Annotated in this window: 15 protein-coding genes, 2 tRNA genes, 1 other RNA gene and 2 pseudogenes; 12 read left to right on the plus strand and 8 right to left on the minus strand. The window is 71.4% G+C overall.

The features are described 5' to 3' along the window. Positions 1 to 217 precede the first annotated feature (217 nt). Both OG306_RS19940 and OG306_RS19945 read left to right on the plus strand, forming a co-directional pair. Entirely contained in the window at positions 218 to 1,033 is an 816-nt protein-coding gene (locus OG306_RS19940) for an NADase-type glycan-binding domain-containing protein (RefSeq protein ID WP_266747453.1), read from the plus strand. Positions 1,034 to 1,134: 101 nt separating this feature from the next. After that, on the plus strand, positions 1,135 to 1,929 hold the full coding sequence (locus OG306_RS19945; RefSeq protein ID WP_266906015.1) for an SAM-dependent methyltransferase: 795 nt from the start codon (positions 1,135 to 1,137) through the stop codon (positions 1,927 to 1,929). Positions 1,930 to 2,031: 102 nt separating this feature from the next. Here the strand turns inward: OG306_RS19945 and OG306_RS19950 are convergent, their stop codons facing one another. The 3 genes and pseudogenes from OG306_RS19950 to OG306_RS19960 all read right to left on the minus strand — a co-directional run bounded on the left by OG306_RS19950 (position 2,032) and on the right by OG306_RS19960 (position 6,345). After that, positions 2,032 to 3,375: a diaminopimelate decarboxylase gene (locus tag OG306_RS19950; protein ID WP_266747455.1), complete on the minus strand. Its 1,344-nt coding sequence runs from the start codon at positions 3,373 to 3,375 to the stop codon at positions 2,032 to 2,034. Between the two features lie 277 nt (positions 3,376 to 3,652). Continuing rightward, entirely contained in the window at positions 3,653 to 5,347 is a 1,695-nt protein-coding gene (locus OG306_RS19955; protein WP_371665529.1) for a PucR family transcriptional regulator, read from the minus strand. A 405-nt stretch (positions 5,348 to 5,752) separates the two neighbouring features. Next, positions 5,753 to 6,345, minus strand: a pseudogene (locus OG306_RS19960) (hypothetical protein). A gap of 311 nt (positions 6,346 to 6,656) precedes the next feature. On the opposite strand from OG306_RS19960, the gene OG306_RS19965 reads away from it, so the two are divergent. Next, the gene (locus OG306_RS19965) at positions 6,657 to 6,941 is read left to right on the plus strand and encodes a hypothetical protein (protein ID WP_266747457.1); all 285 of its coding nucleotides are present in this window, start codon (positions 6,657 to 6,659) and stop codon (positions 6,939 to 6,941) included. After that, complete coding sequence (locus tag OG306_RS19970; RefSeq protein ID WP_266747458.1) at positions 6,923 to 7,336, plus strand: DNA-binding protein; 414 nt, start codon at positions 6,923 to 6,925, stop codon at positions 7,334 to 7,336. Before OG306_RS19965 ends, OG306_RS19970 begins: the two co-directional genes overlap by 19 nt. A 134-nt stretch (positions 7,337 to 7,470) precedes the next feature. Here OG306_RS19970 and OG306_RS19975 read toward each other — a convergent pair whose 3' ends face one another. Continuing rightward, complete coding sequence (locus tag OG306_RS19975) at positions 7,471 to 8,715, minus strand: plasmid pRiA4b ORF-3 family protein (RefSeq protein ID WP_266747459.1); 1,245 nt, start codon at positions 8,713 to 8,715, stop codon at positions 7,471 to 7,473. A 106-nt stretch (positions 8,716 to 8,821) separates the two neighbouring features. On the opposite strand from OG306_RS19975, the gene OG306_RS19980 reads away from it, so the two are divergent. Next, positions 8,822 to 9,550, plus strand: coding sequence for a hypothetical protein (locus OG306_RS19980; RefSeq protein WP_266747460.1), 729 nt, complete (start codon positions 8,822 to 8,824; stop codon positions 9,548 to 9,550). Between the two features lie 39 nt (positions 9,551 to 9,589). Continuing rightward, entirely contained in the window at positions 9,590 to 10,921 is a 1,332-nt protein-coding gene (locus OG306_RS19985) for a helicase-associated domain-containing protein (RefSeq protein ID WP_266747461.1), read from the plus strand. Positions 10,922 to 11,132: 211 nt separating this feature from the next. On the opposite strand, the gene OG306_RS19990 is transcribed toward OG306_RS19985, so the two are convergent. Further along, positions 11,133 to 11,220 (minus strand) — tRNA-Ser (locus tag OG306_RS19990). A gap of 132 nt (positions 11,221 to 11,352) precedes the next feature. On the opposite strand from OG306_RS19990, the gene ffs reads away from it, so the two are divergent. The 6 genes from ffs (at position 11,353) to OG306_RS20020 (ending at position 20,552) form a co-directional block, all read left to right on the plus strand. After that, an RNA gene (gene ffs / locus OG306_RS19995) (signal recognition particle sRNA small type) lies at positions 11,353 to 11,447 on the plus strand. A 75-nt stretch (positions 11,448 to 11,522) separates the two neighbouring features. Continuing rightward, positions 11,523 to 13,736 carry a DNA polymerase III subunit gamma and tau gene (locus OG306_RS20000; protein WP_266747465.1) on the plus strand — a complete coding sequence of 738 codons (2,214 nt, stop codon included), beginning with the start codon at positions 11,523 to 11,525 and terminating at the stop codon, positions 13,734 to 13,736. A 223-nt stretch (positions 13,737 to 13,959) separates the two neighbouring features. After that, positions 13,960 to 15,210 carry a phosphoribosylamine--glycine ligase gene (gene purD, locus OG306_RS20005; protein WP_266747466.1) on the plus strand — a complete coding sequence of 417 codons (1,251 nt, stop codon included), beginning with the start codon at positions 13,960 to 13,962 and terminating at the stop codon, positions 15,208 to 15,210. Positions 15,211 to 15,583: 373 nt separating this feature from the next. Continuing rightward, entirely contained in the window at positions 15,584 to 17,395 is a 1,812-nt protein-coding gene (locus OG306_RS20010) for a hypothetical protein (RefSeq protein WP_266747467.1), read from the plus strand. 501 nt (positions 17,396 to 17,896) lie between these two features. After that, complete coding sequence (locus tag OG306_RS20015) at positions 17,897 to 19,360, plus strand: N,N-dimethylformamidase beta subunit family domain-containing protein (RefSeq protein ID WP_266747468.1); 1,464 nt, start codon at positions 17,897 to 17,899, stop codon at positions 19,358 to 19,360. Between the two features lie 277 nt (positions 19,361 to 19,637). Beyond that, positions 19,638 to 20,552, plus strand: a complete 915-nt coding sequence (locus tag OG306_RS20020; protein ID WP_266747469.1) for a phosphoribosylaminoimidazolesuccinocarboxamide synthase — start codon at positions 19,638 to 19,640, stop codon at positions 20,550 to 20,552. A gap of 137 nt (positions 20,553 to 20,689) precedes the next feature. Here the strand turns inward: OG306_RS20020 and OG306_RS20025 are convergent. The 3 genes and pseudogenes from OG306_RS20025 to OG306_RS20035 form a co-directional block, all read right to left on the minus strand. Continuing rightward, positions 20,690 to 20,762, minus strand: a tRNA-Gly gene (locus tag OG306_RS20025). Between the two features lie 22 nt (positions 20,763 to 20,784). After that, entirely contained in the window at positions 20,785 to 21,375 is a 591-nt protein-coding gene (locus OG306_RS20030) for a response regulator transcription factor (RefSeq protein ID WP_266747470.1), read from the minus strand. Beyond that, positions 21,329 to 22,165 (minus strand): annotated as a pseudogene (locus OG306_RS20035) (ABC transporter ATP-binding protein); the annotation flags it as partial. The gene OG306_RS20030 and the pseudogene OG306_RS20035, both read right to left, overlap by 47 nt. Between the last annotated feature and the right edge of the window lie 112 nt (positions 22,166 to 22,277).

Genomic DNA, 22,277 nt, shown 5'->3' on the forward strand with positions numbered 1-22,277 from the left:
TGTTACGCCGGTTACGCCGCCGGCGCCTGTTACGTCGAACGCGCCGGTTACGTCCGTCACCGCGCCCCAGCCACCACCAGCGCCCCAGCCACCACCAGGACCCCAACCACAACCGCAACCCCACCCCGTCCCCCAGCCCCCCGTCGCCCCGACCACCCCGACGGCACCGACCACCCCGGCCGCCCCGCGTCGTCCCGGAGACGAGCCGGACGAGTCGGTGCCCGGCCCCGAGGCGCTGCCCGACACACCTCCGGACCCCCCGCACACACCTCCGGGCCCGCCTCCCGCCACCCCCGTCCGCTGCCCCTACTGCCGTACGGAGAACGACCCGGACCGCACCCTGTGCATCCGCTGCGCACTGCTCCTCGACCCGGGTGCGCCGCCCGGGATCCGGCCTCCGTGGTGGCGCCGGATCCTCCGCGGACGACCGCGCCAGGCGCCCACCGCCGGTACCCGGCCGCGGCGCAGGCTGTGGCGCCGCCCCCGACTGACACTTCCGATCCTGCTGATCGTGGTGGCGTGCGGCGTCTGGTTCGCTCTTCCGCATCTGTCCGGCTGGTTCGGCTTCGCCAAGGACGAGACCGGAACGCCGGAGGCGGTGCCGCCCACCCGGTTCCGGGCCTCCAGTACGGCGCCGGGCCACTCGGCGGGTGCGGCGTTCGACGGTTTCACCAACCGTTACTGGGCGCCGTCGGCCGCGGGCCCCGAAACGGGGGTGGGTCAGTACCTGGAGTGCGACTTCGAGCAGCCGGTACGGGTGCTGAAGCTGGTGGTCTTCTCCGGTACGTCGACCAAGATGGACGAGTTCCTCACCCAGGCACGCCCGGCCAGGATCACCGTCCAGCTCACCTCCGCCGACGGAACCCGGGTCACCAGGAAGCTGCGGGTCAAGGACCAGCCCGGCCAGCAGACCTTCGACCTGCGCGGTTCGGAGGTCGTCCGGGCCAGGCTCACCACCGACACCACCTACGGAGCGGGCAAGGACCGCCGACTCGCCGTCGCCGAGGTCGAGTTCTTCGGCCGAAGGCCGTGAAGTGCTCTTCGCGTCCTCCTAGAATGCGTACGCCCCTGCCCCTCCTCGCGGGTACGGCCGTACGGCCCGCTCGGCGGTGTTCCCCGTGATCGGAGTCCTTCATGACCGCAGGTTCGGATACGCCCGTGTCCCGGATCGACACCAGCAGGCCGCACCCGGCACGGGTGTACGACTACCTCCTGGGTGGCAAGGACAACTACCTCGTCGACCAGGAGGTCGGCGAGAAGCTCCCCGAAGTGGCCCGGCGGGCCTGCCGGTTGAACCGGGCGTTCATGCACCGCGCATCGGCCTGGGTGGCCGGGACGGGCGTCGACCAGTTCCTCGACATAGGCACCGGCATCCCCACCGAGCCGAACCTGCATCAGGTCGTCCAGGCGGTCGACCCGGCGGCCAGGGTCGTGTACACCGACAACGACCCGATCGTCCTGCGGCACGCCGAGGCCCTGCTGACCAGTACACCGGAGGGCGTCACCTCGTACATCGAGGCGGACGTCCGCGACCCGGAGACGATCCTCGGACACGCCCGCGAAATCATGGACTTCAGCAGGCCCGTCGCGCTGTCCCTCATCGCGCTGATGCACTTCATGGCGGATGAGGATGACCCGTACGGCATCACCCGGCACCTGGTCGGCGCCCTGCCGTCCGGCAGCTACCTGATGCTCTCGCACGGCACCGCGGACTTCCTCCCGGCCGAGCTGTCGGACCGGATCAGCGGTACGTACCGGCAGGGCGGCATGACGCTGCTCCCCCGTAACCGCGCCCAGGTCGAGAGGTTCTTCGAGGGGCTCGAATTCGTGGCCCCCGGACTGGTGTCGGGCCCCGAGTGGTACAAGGACACGGAGGCTCCGGAGTACGAGCCCAGTGGCGTGTACGTCGGGGTGGCGCGGGTCCGCTGACCCGGGCGGCGCCACGGGACCCGCGGCCCCGCGCCGGGACCAGACCCCGCGCCGGGACCAGACCCCGCGCCGGGACCAGGGCCCGCGCTCCGGCTCCCGGCGTCAGTCCGTGCCCAGGCCCACCAGCGCGTCCGCGTGGGCGAGACCGCTCTCCTCGACTACCTCGCGCATACTCTGCGCCTCCCGCACGAGCGCGAACCGCACCCGTCCGTCGGTCCCGGTCCGATAGCCGTAAACAGCGGGCCTGGGAAGCGAGTTGTACGAGAAGTGCGACGAGAAGTAGTAAGCCCCGGTGTCGTACAGCGCCACCACGTCGCCGGGCTCGATGACGGGAAGCTCGCGCGCGGCCGCGGTGAGGTCCCCGGCGAAGCAGCAGGGACCCGCGATGTCGACGATCTCGGCCGGGCCCTGCTTGGGGCGGCCCGCGGCGTCGAAGACCCCGACGCGCAGCGGCCAGGATTCGGGCATGAACACGGTACGGGCGGCGACCTGGGCCCCTGCGTGCGTGACCGCGATCCGCCGTCCCCCGGCGGACTTGGTGTATTCGACGACCGTTGCGATCGTTCCGCTCTTGGCGAGCAGGGAGCGTCCGAACTCCGTGACCAGGGTGTAGCGGCCGTCGAACAGTCCGGGTACGGCGCCGCGGAGTTCGGCCACGTAGTCCGCGTACGTCGGCCGGTCGTCCTCGCCGGCGAAGTTCACGGACAGGCCGCCGCCGATGTCGAGCCCGGTGATCCGGGCGTGGCCCAGCTGGGCGTTGATGCGTTCGGCCAGTTCGTAGGCGGCGCGGATGCCCTGGGCGATGAGTGGCAGCGGGCAGCCCTGGGAACCGACGTGCGCGTGCAGCCGGTTGAGCCAGGGCCGGCGTGCGAAGGCGTCGATCACCGCGTCCACGGCCCCCGGATCGCGCAACGCCACACCGAACTTCGAGGTCGCCGTCGCGGTGCTCATCGCACCGATGGCACCCGCGCCCACCTGAGGGTTGACCCGCAGCCCGATCGGTCCGGCGGGTTCCCGGCCGGCCAGCAGGCGATCCACCCGGGCCAGCTCCTGGAAGTTGTCCAGGTTGAACGCGATGCCATGGGCGAGGGCCGTCTCCAGCTCCTCGACCGTCTTCGCGGGGCTGTCGAAGACCAGCCGGTCGTACGGGAATCCGGCCGCCAGGGCCTGTTCCAGCTCACCGGGCGAGGCCACTTCGCAGCCCATCCCCGCATCCGCGAGCAGCCGGAGCACCGGCACCAGGCCGCACGCCTTGGCCGCGAACGTGTGGTGCACGGTTGCCGGACCGTCGAACGCCTCGTTCAGCGCGTCCACCGAGGCCAGCACGGCGTCGACGTCGAGAAGGCCGACGAGGGGGGCGCCGGGGCCGAGCAGCCCGTCCTCGACGGCACGTGCCAGCGCCGCCGCACGGGCGCTGCCGCGCTGATGGGCCGAACCGGAAGTCACATGAACCACACTCCGTAGGTCGGTGGTGCACTGCGTCCGCCGAGCGGCAGGCCGTCCCGCACGGCTTCTGTGCGCGAGCGGCAGGCCGTCCCGCACGGCTTCGGTGCGCGAGCGGCAGGCCGTCCCGCACAGCGTCGGCGCGGGAGCGGCAGACCGTCCTGCACAGCTTCGGTGCGCGAGGCCCGGTATGTCTTCGTCCTGGGCGACCACGCGGAACCGGTTCGGCTGTGCCGTCCGACAGCGGAACGATCACCATGATCGCCCGGCGGGCCCGTCCTCAGCCCGTCCGCCGGGCGAGCCGCAGACCGATGTCCGCCAGCAGCCGCACGGTGGGGTCGGCCAGATCCACGCCGAACAGGTCCCGGGCCCGGCGCAGCCGGTACCGCAAGGTGTTGGGGTGCACGTTGAGGCGTTGCGCGGCCCTGCTCGTGTCCCCGAACGCGTCGAGGTGGGCGGCGACCGAATCGCCGTACTGCGAGCCGTGCACCCGATCGTGCTCCACCATCGCGTGCACCGGCCCCGCCAGCGACTCCCACAACGGCTCCACCCCGTCGAGCAACCGCAGCAGCGCCGCGTCGGCGCCCACCTCCGCGTACCCGGCCACCGCCGACACCACCTCGACGGCCGGCAGCGTTGCGGCCCGCTCCCGCAGCACCCGCACCACCAGTTCCGCGGCCTCGCGCGACGCGGGCAGCCCCGACAGGTCCGCCACCACCGGCCCGACGCCCGCGAACACCGCGCTGCGCGGCACCGAGCGGACCGTCGCCAGCAGGGCCCGCGCCGGATCGGCCTCCCCGTCCCCGGCGGGCACCAGGACGTACAGCCGCCGCCCGGACCGCGCGGTCACGCATCCGGGCCGGTACGCGGCGGCCCGCAGCGCCAGTACGTCCAGCACCCGCTGCCCGGCGGCGAAGGCCGCACCGGAATCCTCGCTGTCGTGCGCCTCGGCGACCAGCACCGCGTACGGGCGGCCCGGTGCGACGCCGACGTCGTGCGCGGCCCGGACGCTCCCCTTCAGGAGCGCGTGCACCGCCTCCTCGCGGGCTCCGGCCGCGGCCCGGCCCCACGTCCGGTGGTGGAAGAGGTGGGGCACGGCGGCCCGGGCCGCCGTGCGCAGCGCCGCCACCGCGTCCTCGGCGAGCGGCCGGCCGTCGGCGGCGGCCCAGAGGGACCCGAGCACCTCGGATCCGTGGCGCACCGCGATGGCCAGCCGCTCGGCGGACCGCTCGTCGGCGGGGCGCCGCACCACGTCGTCGGTGCCCCAGAGCGCCTGGAAGAAGCCGCTCTCGCGGAGTTCGACGACCCGCCAGCGAGGGACCTCCTGACCCAGGATCGTCAGCCGCCGCATCGGATCGGGCTCGTGGTCCATGCGCGAGTACGCCAGCACCCGCGACTGCGGATCCTCGATCGTGATCGCACCGCCGACCAGGTCCGCCACGGTATTGGCCAGCCCCGAAAGGTCGCCGAGCCGCAGCCCGTACGTCCCGGCTGCCCCGTACGTCCCGGCGGAGTCCACCCCGGCGGTTCCGTTCATCCCGGCGCACATGGCGGGGGCGCTGTGCACCAGAGCCGTCCGCAACTGACCGAGCACCTCCGCCCACCGCTGCTCCGGCCGCCGGGTCAGCAACGCCGTACGGCCCCGGCCGGCCGCCTCCACCAGCGCCGTCCGCGGCCCGCGACCGCCCCGTCGCAGCACCACGGCCGCGGCCCCGGCCCGCTCCGCGTCGCGCAGCACGTCGATCGCATCGGGCGAGGCGACCTCCACCCCGACGGCGAGGAGGACGGCCCCGGGCGCCGCCCAGGCATCGTCGTCGTCCCGTTCCTCGCCGGGATCGTGCAGCACCACGTCGGTCACCGGCACACCGGTGCCACGCGGGGCGACGACGACATTGAGCATCCCGGGCGCGATCAGCCCGAGAAGCTGCTCCAGCGAGGGCCACGCGTCGGGCCGGTCCGGTTCGTGCGCAGGCATCCACCCATCATGGGCGGCGGTCCCCGACGGGAGCCACTACGGGGCGCGGAGCCCGTCGAACGCGGTATTCAGGTGGCGGGGGCCTCGCAGCAGCCGCGAGCAGTGGCGGACCAATGGGGTCATCGATCACCGGCCCGGAGCGCGCGGGGCGCCGACGACTGAAGGCGCCCACCAGCCCGCGCGCAGGAGGGCGGAACATTTATCAGAAAAGGATGAAAAACCCCTTGACCTGGCTCAAATAGTGAGGAGAATCATCAATACACCAGAAAACCAGAGCGAGCCGCACCATCGGTGAAGACGTTCACGGATACGCGTGACTAACTCGTGGCTCTGGCCAGGCCCCCGGCAGATCCTCTCGATCCCGGAGTTTTCAGCGACGGCTGAAATTCACGGAACCCCGAAGGACTACCGGGGACTGCATGTGTGTGGACCGTTTTCGTGGGAGGGCGAACCCGCCGCGGCACGGTCAGGCGGCCGGGGCGGGCGGGGGCTGCCGTGGAAGACCTGGCTGGTATGCCAGGAGCGGTGCGCCGCGGCGACGGGGCGGGCCCCGGGTTGAGGGCCGGTGAGCGCACGGCCCGCGAGCGCTAGGTGTTCTGTCCACAGAGGTTGAGCGGTACCCGCGCCATCCGGCCGAGCAACGACGGCTCCCGTCGCAGGGCTGCCCGCAGTCCCGGCGCCAGTCGTCCGGCGGCCCCCGCCGCCCGCAGTTCCCGTACCCGGCTGCCGGGGCTGCCGGCTCCGCGGTCGGTGCGTACCTCCCACACCCCGTCGCTCACCAGATGATGAAACGGGTACGCGGGCGTCGTCCTGTTGGGCGGACCGTACTCGGCCAGCAGCCGCTGCAGATCCTCCTCCACCGCGCTGTAGCGAAGTTCGCCGTCGGCATCCCGCTGGAACCGGCCCAGGGCGTACAGGAACAGCAGCGGCTTGTGCGGAGCACACGCCCCGCTCCTGGTCTACTGCCTCAGCTTCGCGGTGCGCTCCAGCCAGTCCATGACCGGCGATCGTAGTGCGGTCGTACGGCCTGTCCGGAGTGCCTGTCCGGAGTGGGAACAACGTCGAAGGCCCCCACTGCGGGGGCCTTCGACGTATTGCCAAGACGCTTCCCAACTGTTCGTCTGGGGGTTCGGGGAGGGACAGGGGCGTTCTGACCTGGGGCGGAGTGGACTGTTCAGCGGCGTCCGGACGCGGCTGAATGTAGGCGAATGAGACCAGAACTGAGACCACGAGGTGCCGGATGGGTGGCTCGCGTCGTTCGGCGGATGCTGCGCGACGAAATTCCTACTTGTTTGATAATGTCGGTTCCATGAGCGAAATTCCTTACAGCGTCGGCGAAGGACCGGCCACCAGGGTCAGTCTCTCCCTCCCCGAGGGGACGGCGGAGGCGATTCGCCGACGGGTCGGCAAGCGTGAGTTCTCCGCGTTCATCACCGAAGCGGTGGAGCGCGAGCTGCGCGGTCAGATCTTGGATGAGTACCTGGCCGACTACGAACGCCGCCAGGGGCCGATCTCCGAGCATGAGCAGGAGCGGGCACGCCAGGTCTTCGACGAGGTGTTCGCCGAGGAGGGGCAGTGGCCCGCCGCAAGCTGAGCCACGAAGGCACCCTCGTTCTCGACTGCGAGGGCCTCTCGAAGTTCGTCAGTGATCACGAGCCCGTCGTCGCCCTCATCGCGGAAGCCCGCAAGCGGGGCATGGAGGTGGTCATCAGCGCACTCACCATCATTGAAGCGGTGCATCGTCGGACCGAGAAGGCGCGGCTCGCCTGGGTCCTGTCCGGCGTGCGGATCGTGCACATCGGTGACGAGGAGGCCAAGGCCGCCTCAGCCATGCTGATCAATGCTGGGCTTCATGGTCACAAATACGCCGTCGACGCCGCCGTGGCCGAGATGGCGCTGCGGCAGCGCCGCCTGGTCGTCATGCTCACCTCGGACATCGACGACATGACGAAGCTGTGCGGCGACAGAGTGCGCCTCGTCGCCGTGTAGTCGACGCCCAAGACCTGAACGTCAGGCTGCAAGGTCGGCCCGTACGTCTTGTCTCGGCGCGGCGTAGCCGGGTCGGTGGACCAGTCGGTAGCGCCCAGGGCCGCGAACGGTGGCGTGGCCGGACGGCTCGTCCTTCATGGTGCCGTGAGGCGCAGCAGCCGCGCGTTGGCCTCGTCCGGCGCGAAACGGTCCGGGGCGAATTCCGTGGCGGACCGAAGTCCGAGCCACACCAGCATGGCGTGGTGTTCGTCATGTGCCGGGTCGGCGAGGATCACTTTGAGATCGCTGTAGCCGGGGGTGCCGCCGCAGTCCTCGGGCGGGCACGTCCCGGCACCGTCCATGCAGTACGGATAGTGAAGCCCGGCTGAGGCTGTCTGGACCTGCTCCACGGTGATGAGGTGCTCCCAGGAGTCCCCGAAGTCGTACGTGTACACGAAGTGGACGCCCGGTTTGAGCAGGGCGGCCAGTGTGGCGGTGCGCTCGTCGCGGAATCCGAGTTCGCCGCCGGGACGGCCGTACTGGACACCGTCGATGGTGAACGCGTGCATGTGGCAGTTCTGCCAGCCCATCGCGTCCTGGATCACGGAATGAAGCCGGTCCAGGCGGATCGCGGCGGGCACCAGCAACTGCCGCCAAACCGGGGGGTCGTCTACGTCGGCGAGCTCGACGAGGATCCGCAACACCGCGTCGCCGGGCTCGGGCTCGCCGCGCATCCGGGCCGTCTCGGTACGGCCGTCCGTCGTCAACTCGGCGCATTCATCGGTGAGATGGACAGCGCCCAGGGAGACCAGGGCCTTCAGGACCCGTTGGATGTCGTGGTCATTGGCGGTACGCAGATGCCCCAGACGGTCGGGAGACAGGTCGTCGAGCACGTACAGCGGGCTGACCGCCTGCCACACCACCTCGTACAGGTCGCTGAGTGGCACCGGGACGGTTGTCGCGTACAGCCGCTGCAGCAACGCCCGCAGACCCCGGCCGTACTCGTGCGAGAGTAGGGATTCCAGCCAGCCGGAGACCGTCACGGCCGGGCCGATGCGCGGCAGTGCGGCGAACAGCGCGCCACGCAGCTCGTCGGGGCGGTCCAGCAGCCTGGCGTTCTTCTTCACCGGCAGCAGGCGCCCGCCCGCGGTCCGCAGCAGTCGTGCCGCCTTCGCCCACTCGACCAGCAGTGTGAGGTGGTACAGCTCCTCGCTGGATTTCGTCTTGAACGTACGGTCCCCGATCACCGGGTCCATCCGGTCGCCGGTGTCCAGAACCTCCACCAGTGCTCGCGCGTCGGCAAGCGTCACACGGCCGGTCTGGGTCAGCTTGCGGCCCGCGCCGACCCAACCGACCAGCGCTCGCACCTGCTCGACGGTCCCGCCCACTGTCTCACCCATGCCGACCTGCCTGTTCCGGTTCGTATCCCGTATCACCCGAACCCAGGATGGCAGCACCGCCGGCGCACCCTGTGCTTCGCATGGGGCGACACGGAGGTGCCAGACTGTGACGGTGACAACACGCGACGAGGAACTGCTGGCCCGGGTCCGGGAGATGAGGGAGCGCGGCAGCGCGCCGAAGCAGATCGCGAAGGCGCTGGGGCTACGCCCGGCCCAGGCCACCGCGCTGGTCAGACGGGTCGCCGAGGCGGCGCTGGGGAACATCGCGCCGGATGAGCGGCCGGTGGTGGGCTGCTGGGTCAACGCGGGCTGGAGCGCGGGACTGGGCATGGCCAAAGCCCCGGACTGGGCGGCGGCCGACCCCCTCGGCCAGGAGCCGGACCCGGGCACGGGCGGCTTCGCCCAGATTCTCCTGGCCCGCCAGGAACGTGCCAGCAGGGTGACAGTCACCGGGTTCCTGGTGGACGTCTACTGCCTGGGAGTCAAGAACGTCACCGACCCCGAGGTGATGGGGTCCGGATCCCTGACCACCTACGTACCGATGTACTACTCGGCCTTCGATCATCGGCCGCTGCCGATCGGCGTGGAGCAGGCGCAGACGATCGTGCACGATGCGGTCGCCTACGCCCGCGGTCTTGGCTTCGAGCCCGCGGGCGGCTTCGCGGACGCAGCAGTGCACCTGGGTGCCCCGCCCGGCGACCGGCCCGTCATCGGCTTCGGCAGGGGCGGCAAGCCGTTCTACTTCTCCGGCCCCTACGACAACCCGCGCAAGATGGTCCAGATCCTCGAGCGCACCTGCGGTCCGGGCAACTACGACTACGTTGCCCATCTGTAGGAACGGGACGCGAGCGGCACGAAGCGGGGAGCACGAGCAGTGATACCGGTCGAACAGCAAAAGGAGCCCAGCGGCGCTCCACGGGTCCGGCGCACCGAGCACGAGGCGCCGGTCAACCTGCTGACGGTGCTGCGCCTGTGTATGACGCAGAAGCTGCGGTGCAGCGAAAAGACCCGCCGCCCCAGCGCCGCCACCGTCTCGGCGGTCGCCGACGTCCTGGACGGCGGCGACTTCTATCCGCACGACGCCATCGCCGCCTTCGCCTGGCCGATGCTGCTCCAGGCAGGCGGCCTCGCCCAGCTCACTGGCGGTCGGCTCGTGCTGACCACGCGCGGACGGGCCGCGCTGACCCGGCCACCGCACCTGACCATTCCTCAGCTGTGGCAACGCTGGCTGAACAACAGCCTCCTGGACGAGTTCTCCCGCGTCGAGGAGATCAAGGGCCAGCGCTCGGCGAACGTCCTGAGCGCCGCCAAACCGCGCCGCAAGCTCGTCGGCCAAGCGCTGGCCGGCCTCACCCCGGGCGAGTGGATGTCCATCGACGGCCTGTTCACAGACATGCGCGCGGCCGGACTGAATCCAGTCGTCCACCGCAGTGAACGCGCCCTGTGGAAGCTGTACCTGGAGGATCCGCAATACGGCAGCCTCGGCTACGACGGCCACCACGGCTGGTCCCTCCTCCAGGGCCGGTACACCCTGGCGGTGCTCTTCGAGTACGCCGCCACGCTCGGCCTCATCGACATCGAGTACGTCCCCCCGGCGGGCGCCCGCGATGACTACCGGGACAACTGGGGTGGCGACTACCTCGACCAGCTCAGCCGCTACGACGGCCTGTCCGCACTCCGCCTCAATCCCCTGGGCGCCCACGCCGCCGGCCTCACGGGCGACTACGCCCCTGCCCAAGACCCCGGCTCGGCCGTCCCGACGGGCAGCGTCACCGTCCTGGCGAACTTCGACATCGTCGCCCTCGACGGGCTGCCCTCCGCCGACACACTTCTCCTGGACGCTTTCTCCGACCGGAAAACCGAACGGGTCTGGACGCTCACCACCGCTTCTCTTCTGCACGCCCTCGACCGCGGGCACACCCTCGACGAACTCCGTGGCTACCTGGACCAGGCCGCCTCGCACCCCGTGCCCCAGACCGTCACCACCCTGCTCGATGACACTGGCCGTCGCACCGGCCGACTCCGCGATGCAGGTCAGACCCATCTCATCGAATGCGCGGACGAGACACTGGCAGCCCTCATCGTCAGCGACCGCCGCCTGCGCGTGCTGTGTACCCGAATCGGCGAGCGCCACCTTGCGGTCTCCCCCGACCGTCTGCCGGCGTTCCGCAAGGCCGCCCTGGCCCTGGGCTACCCGCTGGCCTGATGGAACGAGGAGAGCCGCTTCGGGGCCCCTCTGACCGAGGCCGGGCCGCACGTCGTTGCGTGACCGCTGATTGTCGGCAGAGGGCGCGTTCGCCGCATGGGCGAAATGTCTTGAATGTCGGAAATAACTGAGACCAAGACTGAGACCACCAACGTCGAAGGGCCCCACCGCAAGCGGTGGGGCCCTTCAACGTATTGCCCGGTGAGAGCAATGGCGGAGGATACGAGATTCGAACTCGTGAGGGGTTGCCCCCAACACGCTTTCCAAGCGTGCGCCCTAGGCCACTAGGCGAATCCTCCGCGGCAAACAATACAAGACGTTGAGGAGTGCTCGCGAACCACTTCCCGTCGGGCATCCGCTCGGGCTCGTCCGGGGTGGTTCGGGAGGGTGGGGAGTGGACCGGGAGGGGTGGGGATCGGTTAAGGTGGGCGTCAGCCCCTCACGTGGCGCTATCTGACTGAACTCCCCCAGGGCCGGAAGGCAGCAAGGGTAGGTCGGCTCTGGCGGGTGCGTGGGGGGCCCTTGTGTTTCCTGGGGGCGCGGGGCTGCGCTTCGTCCGGTCCGGGGCCGGTTGTCGGTCCGCCCGGATAACCTCGTATGTGTGTCGTCCCTTGCGCTGTACCGCCGCTATCGCCCCGAGTCGTTCGCCGAGGTCATCGGGCAGGAGCATGTCACTGACCCGCTGCAGCAGGCCCTGCGGAACAACCGGGTCAATCACGCGTACCTGTTCAGTGGTCCGCGCGGCTGCGGCAAGACGACCAGCGCGCGCATCCTGGCCCGCTGCCTGAACTGCGAGCAGGGGCCGACGCCCACGCCGTGCGGGGAGTGCCAGTCCTGCCGGGACCTCGCGCGCAACGGGCCGGGGTCGATCGACGTGATCGAGATCGACGCCGCATCGCACGGTGGCGTGGACGACGCCCGTGATCTGCGGGAGAAGGCGTTCTTCGGGCCCGCGTCGAGTCGTTACAAGATCTACATCATCGACGAGGCGCACATGGTCACTTCGGCGGGGTTCAACGCCCTGCTGAAGGTGGTCGAGGAGCCGCCGGAGCACCTCAAGTTCATCTTCGCGACCACCGAGCCCGAGAAGGTCATCGGCACGATCCGGTCGCGTACGCACCACTACCCGTTCCGCCTGGTTCCGCCGGGCACGCTGCGCGACTACCTCGTAGAGGTCTGTGCCAAGGAGAACACCCCTGTCGAGGACGGCGTGCTGCCGCTCGTCGTGCGGGCCGGGGCCGGGTCCGTGCGTGACTCGATGTCGGTGATGGACCAGCTGCTGGCCAGTGCGGGCGACGACGGTGTGACATACGCCATGGCGACCTCGCTGCTCGGTTACACGGACGGCTCGCTGCTCGACTCCATCGTGGACGCCTTCGCGGCGGGCGACGGGGCCGCGGCGTTCGAGGTCGTGGACCGCGTGATCGAGGGCGGCAACGACCCGCGCCGCTTCGTCGCCGACCTCCTGGAGCGGCTGCGTGACCTGGTGATCCTCGCGGCCGTACCGGATGCCGGGGAAAAGGGCCTCATCGACGCCCCCACCGATGTCGTCGAGCGGATGCAGGCCCAGGCGTCCGTCTTCGGTGCCGCCGAACTGAGCCGCGCCGCCGACCTGGTCAACGAGGGGCTGACGGAGATGCGCGGGGCGACGTCGCCGCGCCTCCAGGTCGAGCTGATCTGCGCCCGGGTGCTGCTGCCCGCGGCCTTCGACGACGAGCGTTCACTGCAGGCCCGGCTCGACCGGCTGGAGCGCGGAGCGTCCTTCGCGACCACGGGACCGGGGCCCGCCATGGGGTACGTACCCGGGCCGGAGGCCCTGACCCACGCCCATGACCCCGCCCCCGTCGCACCGGGCGTGCAGCCCGGCGCCGGACCCGCTGCCGCGCGTGCGGCGGCACGGGGGGAGGCGCCCGCCCCCACGGCACCGTCCGCCCCCGTCACACCTGCCGCGCCCCCAGCACCCGCGCAGCCCGTAACACCCGCCGCACCCGCCGTCCCTGCCGCTCCGCAGCCGCCTGCCGAGGCCCCGGCCGCGGCTTCCGCGGGCGGGCAGCGTCCCGGTGCCTGGCCCACCGCCGCCGCGCCGGATTCCGGCCGCCGTCCCGGTGGCTGGCCGACCGCTTCCGCCCCCGGCCAGTCGCCGGTCCCGCAGGCCGTGCAGGCCCCCGCCGCCCCGGTACAGCCGCCACCCGCGACACCGGGGCCCGCCGCCACGCCTTCGGGACCCGGAACGATGCAGGGCGCCGGCCAGGTACGGAACATGTGGCCGGACATCCTGGAGGCCGTGAAGAACCGCCGCCGGTTCACCTGGATCCTGCTCAGCCAGAATGCCCAGGTCACCGGCTTCGACGGCGCCACCCTCCAGATCGGCTTCCTGAACGCGGGCGCCCGCGACAATTTCGCGAGCAGCGGCAGCGAGGACGTGCTGAAGCAGGCTCTCGCCGAGCGGTTCAACGCCCAGTGGAAGATCGAGGCGATCGTCGACCCGTCGGGCGGCGCGGGCACGCCCCCGCAGACCGGTGGTGGCCGCCCCTCCGCCGCCACCCCTCCGCCGCCGCAGCGCCCGGCCCCCGCGCCCCAGCAGAATGACGAACCCCGGCCCGCCTCCGCCCCGCACCAGCAGCCGGGCGCCGCACCCGCCGCCGAGCCCGCACCGCAGTCGTACTCCACGTCCGAGCCCCCGCGATCCGTCGCTCCCGAGGACGACACCCCGGAGGCCGACGACCCGGACCTCGTCGACTCGGCGCTCTCCGGGCACGACCTCATCGTCCGCGAGCTGGGCGCCACGGTCGTGGAGGAATTCACCAACGAGTAGCGACGAATGAACGAATGAACGAATGACGGGCTGCGTTCCGGGCCGCGTAGCAACGAATAGCGGGATGTGTTCCGGGCTGCGCTCCGGGCCGCGTAGCAGCGATCGGCGGGGTGCGTTCCGGTGCGCTCGGGCCTGCTCGGGTCGCCTCGTCGGTGTGCCCGGAGGTGTCCACGGAGCGGCCGTCCGTCAAGGCCGCCGCGGCCCGGCGGCTAGGCTGCACCCCGTGAAGGTCCTCGTCATCGGCGGCGGCGCCCGCGAACACGCCCTGTGCCGCTCTCTCTCCCTCGACCCCGATGTCACCGCTCTGTACTGCGCTCCCGGCAATGCCGGTATCGCGGAGGTGGCCGAACTGCACCCGGTCGACGCACTCGACGGCGATGCCGTCGCGCGCCTCGCCACCGACCTGGGCGCCGAACTGGTGGTCGTCGGCCCGGAGGCGCCGCTCGTCGCCGGTGTCGCCGACGCCGTGCGTGCCGCGGGCATCCCCTGCTTCGGCCCCTCCGGTGAGGCGGCCCAGCTGGAGGGCTCCAAGGCGTTCGCCAAGGACGTGATGGCCGGGGCCGGCGTCCCGACCGCCCGCAGCTACGTCTGCACCACCCCCTCCGAGATCGACGCCGCCCTCGATGCCTTCGGCGCCCCGTACGTCGTCAAGGACGACGGTCTCGCCGCGGGCAAGGGAGTCGTCGTCACCGACGACGTCGAGGAGGCCCGCGCCCACGCGCTGGCCTGCGACCGCGTGGTCATCGAGGAGTTCCTCGACGGCCCCGAGGTCAGCCTCTTCGCGATCACGGACGGCACCACCGTGCTGCCGCTCCAGCCCGCGCAGGACTTCAAGCGTGCCCTGGACGGCGACGAGGGCCCCAACACCGGTGGCATGGGCGCGTACTCCCCGCTCCCGTGGGCCGACCCCAAGCTGGTCGACGAGGTCATGCAGTCGGTGCTCCAGCCGACCGTCGACGAGCTCCGCCGCCGCGGCACCCCGTTCTCCGGGCTGCTGTACGCGGGCCTCGCGATCACGTCGCGAGGCGTCCGGGTGATCGAGTTCAACGCCCGTTTCGGTGACCCCGAGACCCAGGTGGTCCTGGCCCGCCTGAAGACCCCGCTGGCCGGCGTCCTGCTTGGCTCCGCCAACGGCTCCCTCGACGAGCTGCCCCCGCTCGCGTGGTGCGACGAGGCCGCCGTCACCGTGGTCATCGCCTCGCACAACTACCCGGGCACGCCGCGGACGGGCGACCCGATCGAAGGGCTCGACGACGTGGCGGCGCAGGATGCCCCGCATGCGTACGTCCTGCACGCCGGGACCAGGCGGGACGGCGACACGATCGTCAGCGCGGGCGGCCGGGTGCTGTCCGTAACCGCGACCGGCAAGGATCTCGCCGCCGCCCGCGAGCGGGCCTACACAGCGCTGTCCCGGATCCGCCTCGACGGTTCGCAGTTCCGTACGGACATTGCCCGGAAGGCCGCAGAGGCCTGAGACCCGACGGTCCGGGCACGGCCTGCCGCAGAAGTCCGGGCAGGGCTGCGGAGAAGCCTGAGCACGGCCGCGGGTGCCTGAGCACGGGCTGCCGAGAAGCCTGAGCACGACCGCGGAAGCCTGAGACCGGACGACCACGCCACGCCCGCTGACGCGCCGCTTCCCCAAGAACAGCGGCGCGTCAGCAGCTTTGCCCAAAGCCATTCCATCGAGTGACGGCTGAGCCATCCGGATGACGCCCGCCGAACGCCCAACTAGGGTGCGGCGCAAGCATTCCGGCACTTGGCCCACTGGCATTGCGATGTCAGTGACGGGTGCCACAGTGGGGGAGTGAACAACACCGCCGCGGGGGCAGAGGGGGTGACGTCCGGCCGTGTCCGGTACCGGTACAAGTGAGGAGTTGGGTGCGCAGAGTGCGCGCGCCCGAGCCCTCGCTCTGCTGCGCATCCGCAGCAGAGCAACAGCCGCCGCCATCCTGCCCGCGGCGGCCGCCGTCGTGCTGTTCGTCGCCGGCGCCCAGGGCCTTGCCGTCGGCAGCGGCTGGGACACGGCGCGCTGGGCCGTGACGGCCTGCGCGGTCGTCGTGCTCCTGCTCGCCACGGCGGTCGCGCTCGCGGTCGTACGGGCGAGGCCGGCGGTCAGCCCGACCGTTCCGCTCGCCGAGGAGGCCGCCCCCGATCTCTACCGCCTGGTCAGGGACCTCGCCGAACGGCTCGGAGTCCCCGCGCCCTCGGCGATAGCCCTCACGCCCGACTGCGACAGCTGGCTGGAGGACCGTACGCACCCCGCGGTGCAGCCCGCGGCCGGCCCCGGAGCGGATCGCGGGGCGGATCCAGCGGCACGTCCGGCGGGCCGGACCCGTCGCCCGGTCCAGGCGGCTCCGGTGCTGGTCATCGGTTCGCCGTTCCTGTGGTGGATGCGGGTCGCGGAGCTACGGGCGGTGCTCGCCCCGGTCGTCGCGGGGACGGGCCCCTCCGTGCATCCCGACATAGCCGCGGCGCGCCGTTTCGTACGGGGGCTGGACGGAGCGATTGCCAACGCCGCCGTGCCCGTTCCCGGGCCGCTGTCCGGGGTCCGCGGGGTGCCGCGCGTTTTCGTCGGCTGGATCGCCCGGCTGCTGCTGCGCAGTTGTCGCGGTCATGCCGCGGAGATGGAGCGGGGCGTCGCCGCCGCCGCGTCGGTTCGGGCACAGGCTGTGGATTACGGTCTGCGGATCGTCGCCCAGGAGCAGGTCGGCCTCGCCTACGCGGGCTGGGACCGGCTGCTCACCCGGGTCGCGCTGCCCGCCTGGCAGATGGGCCGCTGGCCGTCCCGGCTGGACGCGGGCGTCGTATCCGCACTCACCGAGCTCTCCCGGCGCGACCGGCTCGCCGACGGATTCACCTCGCGCCTCGGCGAACGTCCCGCCTGTGACCTCCTGGAGGAGCCGGGCGCGGCCGACGAGGCCGCGTCGCTGCTCGCGGCCCGGCTCTTCCACGGCGGCCCGGCGGAGTCCGGTCCCGGCTGGTCGCCCGTCGACTGGCAGCAGTATCCGGAGGAGGTGGTCGACCGGAAGTGGCGCACCGAGGCCGCACGCCTGCACCGAGTCCTCGACGCGATGGGCATGGCGCCCGCACCGGCCGCCGACAGTCACGGCCCCGGCCCCGATTCCCACTGTCCCGCATTCCCCATGGACATCGGTGCCACCGACATCAACGCCGGAGTGCCCACGCTGGCGCGTGTCGTCGAGCATCTGGCGGGCCGCAGCGGGAGCGGGGACGAGCTCGCGGCCGGGATCAGCGCCGCGATGGCCCGCGAGGAGGCCGCGACCCAACGGCCCCCGGCCGGCGGCACAGCGGGCCTGGCGGGCGTTTCCGGTGGTGTTCACGTTCACGCGGGCGGGGACGCCCCGGACATCTGGGGCCCCGACCCCCTCCCCCTCTTCCGCCTCCAGCCGCCCCGTACGGATAGGGAGCTGCTCGCCGACCACGTCGCGGCGATGGTCTGCTGCGCCGCTGTCGACACGGCGGGTGCCGCGCCGGGACTCGACTGGCTCGACGGTCCTGCGCTGCTGGTCGACGGCGAGCGCCGGTCGGATCTGGGCGTCTCCGTCCTCAGCCTGGTCGAGGACGGCGACGCGGAACCACTGTGTTCCTGGCTCGCGTCGGTCGGCGTACGCACCGACAAACCCGTCCGTCTCGTCTGAACCACGGATCTCGCCCACGGGCTCGACAGCGGAGCCGGACTCCCCAACGGCCTCGCCGACCGACCCGGCCGCGACAACAAAGCCGGCCTCGCCTACGGACCCGAACCGCGACAACAGACCCGCACCGCGGCAACAGACCCGCACCGTGACGACAAAACCGGAAACGACGACAAAACCGGACACGACAACAGAGTCGGACACGGCAACAGAGCCGGACCACAGCGGCCCCACCCCCTCACAAGTAACGCCGCGGGCGCCATCGCACCCCTCCAATACCCGGAAGGATAGGTTCCGTTCACGTCGATTCACGACGAACGGTGACGGACTGCGTGCGTTATGTGATGTGCTGGGGATCGACGCTGACAGTCGGCGCATCACTGTTGGCGCACCGATGGCGCACGGCCGGAAGCGGTCACCGGTGACATCGCCGTCGGCCGTCACCGGTGCCGAGCGGCCGGTGTCTCACCGTTGTTGTCCGGGGGACCGAGGGAGGGAAGCGATATGGGGGCGGAGCAGATTCGCCGATGGGAGTCGGGTGCTCTCGCACATGCCGTCTCCGATCCCTTCGGTCAGGGTCCCCTCCCCTGGCTGCGCGGCAGTGAGAACTACTTCGACGACACCGGCCATGTCGTCCCCTGGTACGCGGACCCCACGCTGGCCCGCGGCTCGACCGACGGCGGTACGCATACGGCCGACGACGTGCACCGTCAGATCAAGGGCTTCATCTCCACGGGCGCCGCGGCCCCGGGCGAGGCGATCGACTTCCATGTCACGGTCGACCCGCCCCAGCAGTTCTCCGTGGACATCTACCGCATCGGTCACTACGGGGGCGACGGCGCCGCCCAGATCACCACGAGCCCCCGGCTCTCCGGCATCGTCCAGCCGGCCCCGCTCACCGCCGACCGCACGGTCTCCTGCCACCACTGGTGGCAGTCCTGGCGGCTGCAGATCCCCTCGTACTGGTCGATCGGCGCGTACGTCGCGGTGCTCACCACGGTCGATGGATACCGCTCCCACATCCCGTTCACCGTCCGCGACGCGCACCCGGCCGATCTGCTGCTGGTCCTGCCCGACATCACCTGGCAGGCGTACAACCTCTACCCGGAGGACGGCCGCACCGGTGCCAGCCTCTACCACGCCTGGGACGAGCAGGGCCGCCTCCTGGGCGAGGAGGACGCGGCGGTCACGGTCTCCTTCGACCGTCCGTACGCGGGCGCCGGCCTGCCGCTCCACGTCGGTCATGCCTATGACTTCATCCGCTGGGCCGAGCGTTACGGCTACGACATCGCGTACGCCGACACCCGCGATCTGCACGCGGGTCGGATCGACCCGAGCCGCTACCGGGGTCTCGTCTTCCCCGGCCACGACGAGTACTGGTCGGTGCCCATGCGCCGTACCGCCGAACTCGCCCGCGACAACGGCACCTCGCTCGTCTTCCTCTCCGCCAACACCATGTACTGGCAGGTCAGCCTCTCCCCGTCGCCGTCCGGCGTCCCGGACCGGCTGCTCACCTGCCGCAAGCGACGCGGCCCGGGAAAGCCCGCGCTCTGGCGCGAGATCGACCGCCCCGAGCAGCAGCTCCTCGGCATCCAGTACGCGGGCCGGGTCCCCGATCCGCACCCACTGGTCGTACGGAACGCCGAACACTGGCTGTGGGACGCGACGGGCGCCGGCGAGGGCGACGAGATCGACGGCCTGGTCGCGGGCGAGGCCGACCGCTACTTCCCGCGCACCGCGCTCCCCGAGCACGAGAACCGCATCCTGCTCGCCCACTCCCCGTACCTCGACAGCGAAGGAGTCAAGCGCCACCAGGAGACGTCCCTGTACCGGGCCCCGTCCGGCGCCCTCGTCTTCGCCTCCGGGACCTTCGCCTGGTCTCCGGCCCTGGACCGCCCCGGCCATGTGGACCCCCGCATCCAGCGCGCCACCGCCAACCTCCTCGACCGCATCTGCAAGCGCGCCTGAAACGCCTCCGCGGCCCATGCCCGGAACGCCTCCTCGGCCCGGCCCCGGAACATCTCCGCAGCTCCTCGATCCGGCCCCGGAACATCTCCGCAGCTCCTCGATCCGGATCCGGAACATCTCCTCGGCCCACGCCCGGCACCTCTCCGAGGCCGTGGCACGCACCGCACCCGGCGTCACGGACGCGGCACGGACGCTCCACGGACGCCCCGCTCCACCCCACCGCACCCCGATACGGGAGAATCGGAACCACTCCTGGATCAACCTACGCGGAGGCAGCGTGTCCGGATTTGTAGAAAAGCCCGAGCCAGTGCAGGTCCCGGGGCTCACCCACCTCCACACCGGCAAGGTGCGCGACCTGTACCGGAACGAGGCCGGTGACCTCGTCATGGTCGCCAGCGACCGCATGTCCGCGTACGACTGGGTCCTGCCCACCGAGATCCCGGACAAGGGCCGGGTGCTCACCCGGCTCTCGCTGTGGTGGTTCGACCAGCTCAGCGATCTCGTACCGAACCACGTCCTGTCCACGGAGCTCCCCGCCGGAGCCCCCGCGGACTGGGCCGGCCGCACCCTGATCTGCAAGTCGCTGCGGATGGTTCCGGTCGAGTGCGTCGCCCGCGGCTACCTCACCGGTTCGGGCCTCGCGGAGTACAACGAGTCCCGCACCGTCTGCGGCCTCGCGCTGCCCGAGGGCCTCGTCGACGGCTCCGAGCTCCCGGCGCCGATCTTCACCCCCGCCACCAAGGCGGCCGTCGGAGACCACGACGAGAACGTGAGCTACGAGGAGGTGGCCCGCCAGGTCGGCGAGGAGACCGCCGACCGGCTGCGCGGCACCACGCTGGACGTGTACAGCAGGGCCCGTGACATCGCGCGTGAGCGCGGGATCATCCTCGCCGACACCAAGTTCGAGTTCGGTTTCGCCCTCACCGCCGACGGCGGCGAGGAGCTGATCATCGCGGACGAGGTGCTGACCCCGGACTCCTCGCGCTTCTGGCCCGCTGCCACCTGGCAGCCGGGCAGGGCCCAGCCCAGTTACGACAAGCAGTTCGTGCGCGACTGGCTGATCTCACCGGCCTCCGGCTGGGACCGCCGGAGCGAGCAGCCGCCCCCGGCGCTGCCCCAGGAGATCGTGGACGCGACCCGGGCGAAGTATCTGGAGGCGTACGAACACCTCACCGGCACGCCCTGGCAGTAACGACCTCACCCGCGATAGAGAGCGGATGAGGTCGTAAGCGGCTCGGAAACCGGAGAAGCAGCAGCTCGGAAACGAAGCAGCGGCTCGGCGAACGAAGAAGCCCCCGGCCGAAAGGTCGGGGGCTTCTTGCTGAACCGAGCGGACGACCAGGTTCGAACTGGCGACCTCAACCTTGGCAAGGTTGCGCTCTACCAACTGAGCTACGTCCGCAAGCGCCGAAGCGCGAGAACCACTATACCCATCCCCGCTCGCGTGCGAGACGTACCGCCGCGTGTCTGTTCTCCGCCCCGAGCTTCGAGGCGGCCGCCGAGAGGTAGTTCCGTACGGTTCCCTGCGACAGCGACGCCCGCTCCGCGATCTCCGCGACCGGCGCCCCGTCGGCCGCAAGCTCCAGCACCTCCGCCTCGCGCGCGGTCAGCGGCGAGTCCCCGGCGGAGATCGCGTCGGACGCCAACTCCGGTTCCACATAACGGTTTCCGGCATGAACGGTACGGATGATCCCGGCCAGCTGCCGGGCGCTGACGGTCTTCGGTACGAAGGCCCGCACGCCCGCCGCGAGTGCCCGTTTCAGATGGCCCGGCCGACCGTGACTCGTCACGATCACCGTCCGGCAGCCGGGCAGTTCGGCGCGCAGGGATGTGGCGACACTCACACCGTCGGCGCCCGGCATTTCCAGATCGAGGACCGCCACATCGGGGCGGAGGGCCCGCGCCATGGCCAGCGCCTCCGGGCCGGTCGCCGCCTCCGCGACCACCACGAGGTCGTCCTCCAGGGCGAGCAGCGCGGCCAGCGCGCCGCGGATCAGATGCTCGTGGCAGTTCACCCAGCGACTCCTGGAGGTGGTGGGTACGGATCTCGACGCCGCGACCCTCGGCGGCCGCCCGCAGCGACAGCGGAAGCCGCGCCGCCGGGACCCCTTCGGGCAGCTCGAACCGGATGCGGGCGGGGCGGGCCGCCGTCACCTCGGCGGTGGTGCCCTCCGTCACGATCCGCCCCCGGTGCATGATCGCCGGCCGGTCGGCGAGCGTCTCGGCCTCCTCCAGGTAGTGCGTGGTGAGCAGGACGGTGATGCCGTCGTCGCGCAGCTCCCGTACCAACTCCCAGGTGTCGCGCCGTCCTTCGGCGTCGAGTCCGGTGGTCGGCTCGTCGAGGAACAGCACCTCGGGCCGGCCGAGCAGGGCCGGCGCGAGGTCGAGGCGGCGCCGCTCGCCGCCGGAGAGCTGCTTGACCCGTACGCGCGCCCGATGGGAGAGCCCGACCAGGTCCAGCGCCTCACCGGTCGGCCGCGCGCCACTCGTGCACCCCGCCCACATGCGTACGGTCTCGGTGACGGTCATCTCGGACGGGAAGCCGCCCTCCTGGAGCATCACCCCGATCCGGGGCCGGACGGCGGCACGCTCGCGGTACGGGTCGTGTCCGAGCACCCGCACCGTGCCGGCGTCGGGCCGCGCCAGGCCTTCCAGCAGTTCGACGGTGGAGGTCTTTCCGGCGCCGTTCGTACCGAGCAGGGCGAAGAGTTCACCGCGCGCCACCGAGAAGGAGACGCCGGCCACGGCCTCGAAGCCACCGGCATAGCGCCGCCGAACCCCGTAGGCCTCGATCACGGAATCCATCACGGAATCCATCACGGAAGCGGCCATGGAATCGGCCACGGAGGGAGTGGTCGCGGAATCCGGCGCCATGGAGCCGGCTGTGATGTCCGCCACGGCGCCGCCCGCATGGTCG

This window comes from Streptomyces sp. NBC_01241 (assembly GCF_041435435.1).
GTDB lineage: Bacteria > Actinomycetota > Actinomycetes > Streptomycetales > Streptomycetaceae > Streptomyces.

What these genes read in the sequence shown, in the direction of transcription:
- OG306_RS19965 (WP_266747457.1), top strand. Translation starts at nt 6,657, where the DNA reads ATGAGCGAAATTCCTTACAGCGTCGGCGAAGGACCGGCCACCAGGGTC.
- OG306_RS20015 (WP_266747468.1), top strand. Translation starts at nt 17,897, where the DNA reads ATGGGGGCGGAGCAGATTCGCCGATGGGAGTCGGGTGCTCTCGCACAT.
- OG306_RS19955 (WP_371665529.1), bottom strand. Translation starts at nt 5,347, where the DNA reads ATGCCTGCGCACGAACCGGACCGGCCCGACGCGTGGCCCTCGCTGGAG.
- OG306_RS19945 (WP_266906015.1), top strand. Translation starts at nt 1,135, where the DNA reads ATGACCGCAGGTTCGGATACGCCCGTGTCCCGGATCGACACCAGCAGG.
- OG306_RS19975 (WP_266747459.1), bottom strand. Translation starts at nt 8,715, where the DNA reads ATGGGTGAGACAGTGGGCGGGACCGTCGAGCAGGTGCGAGCGCTGGTC.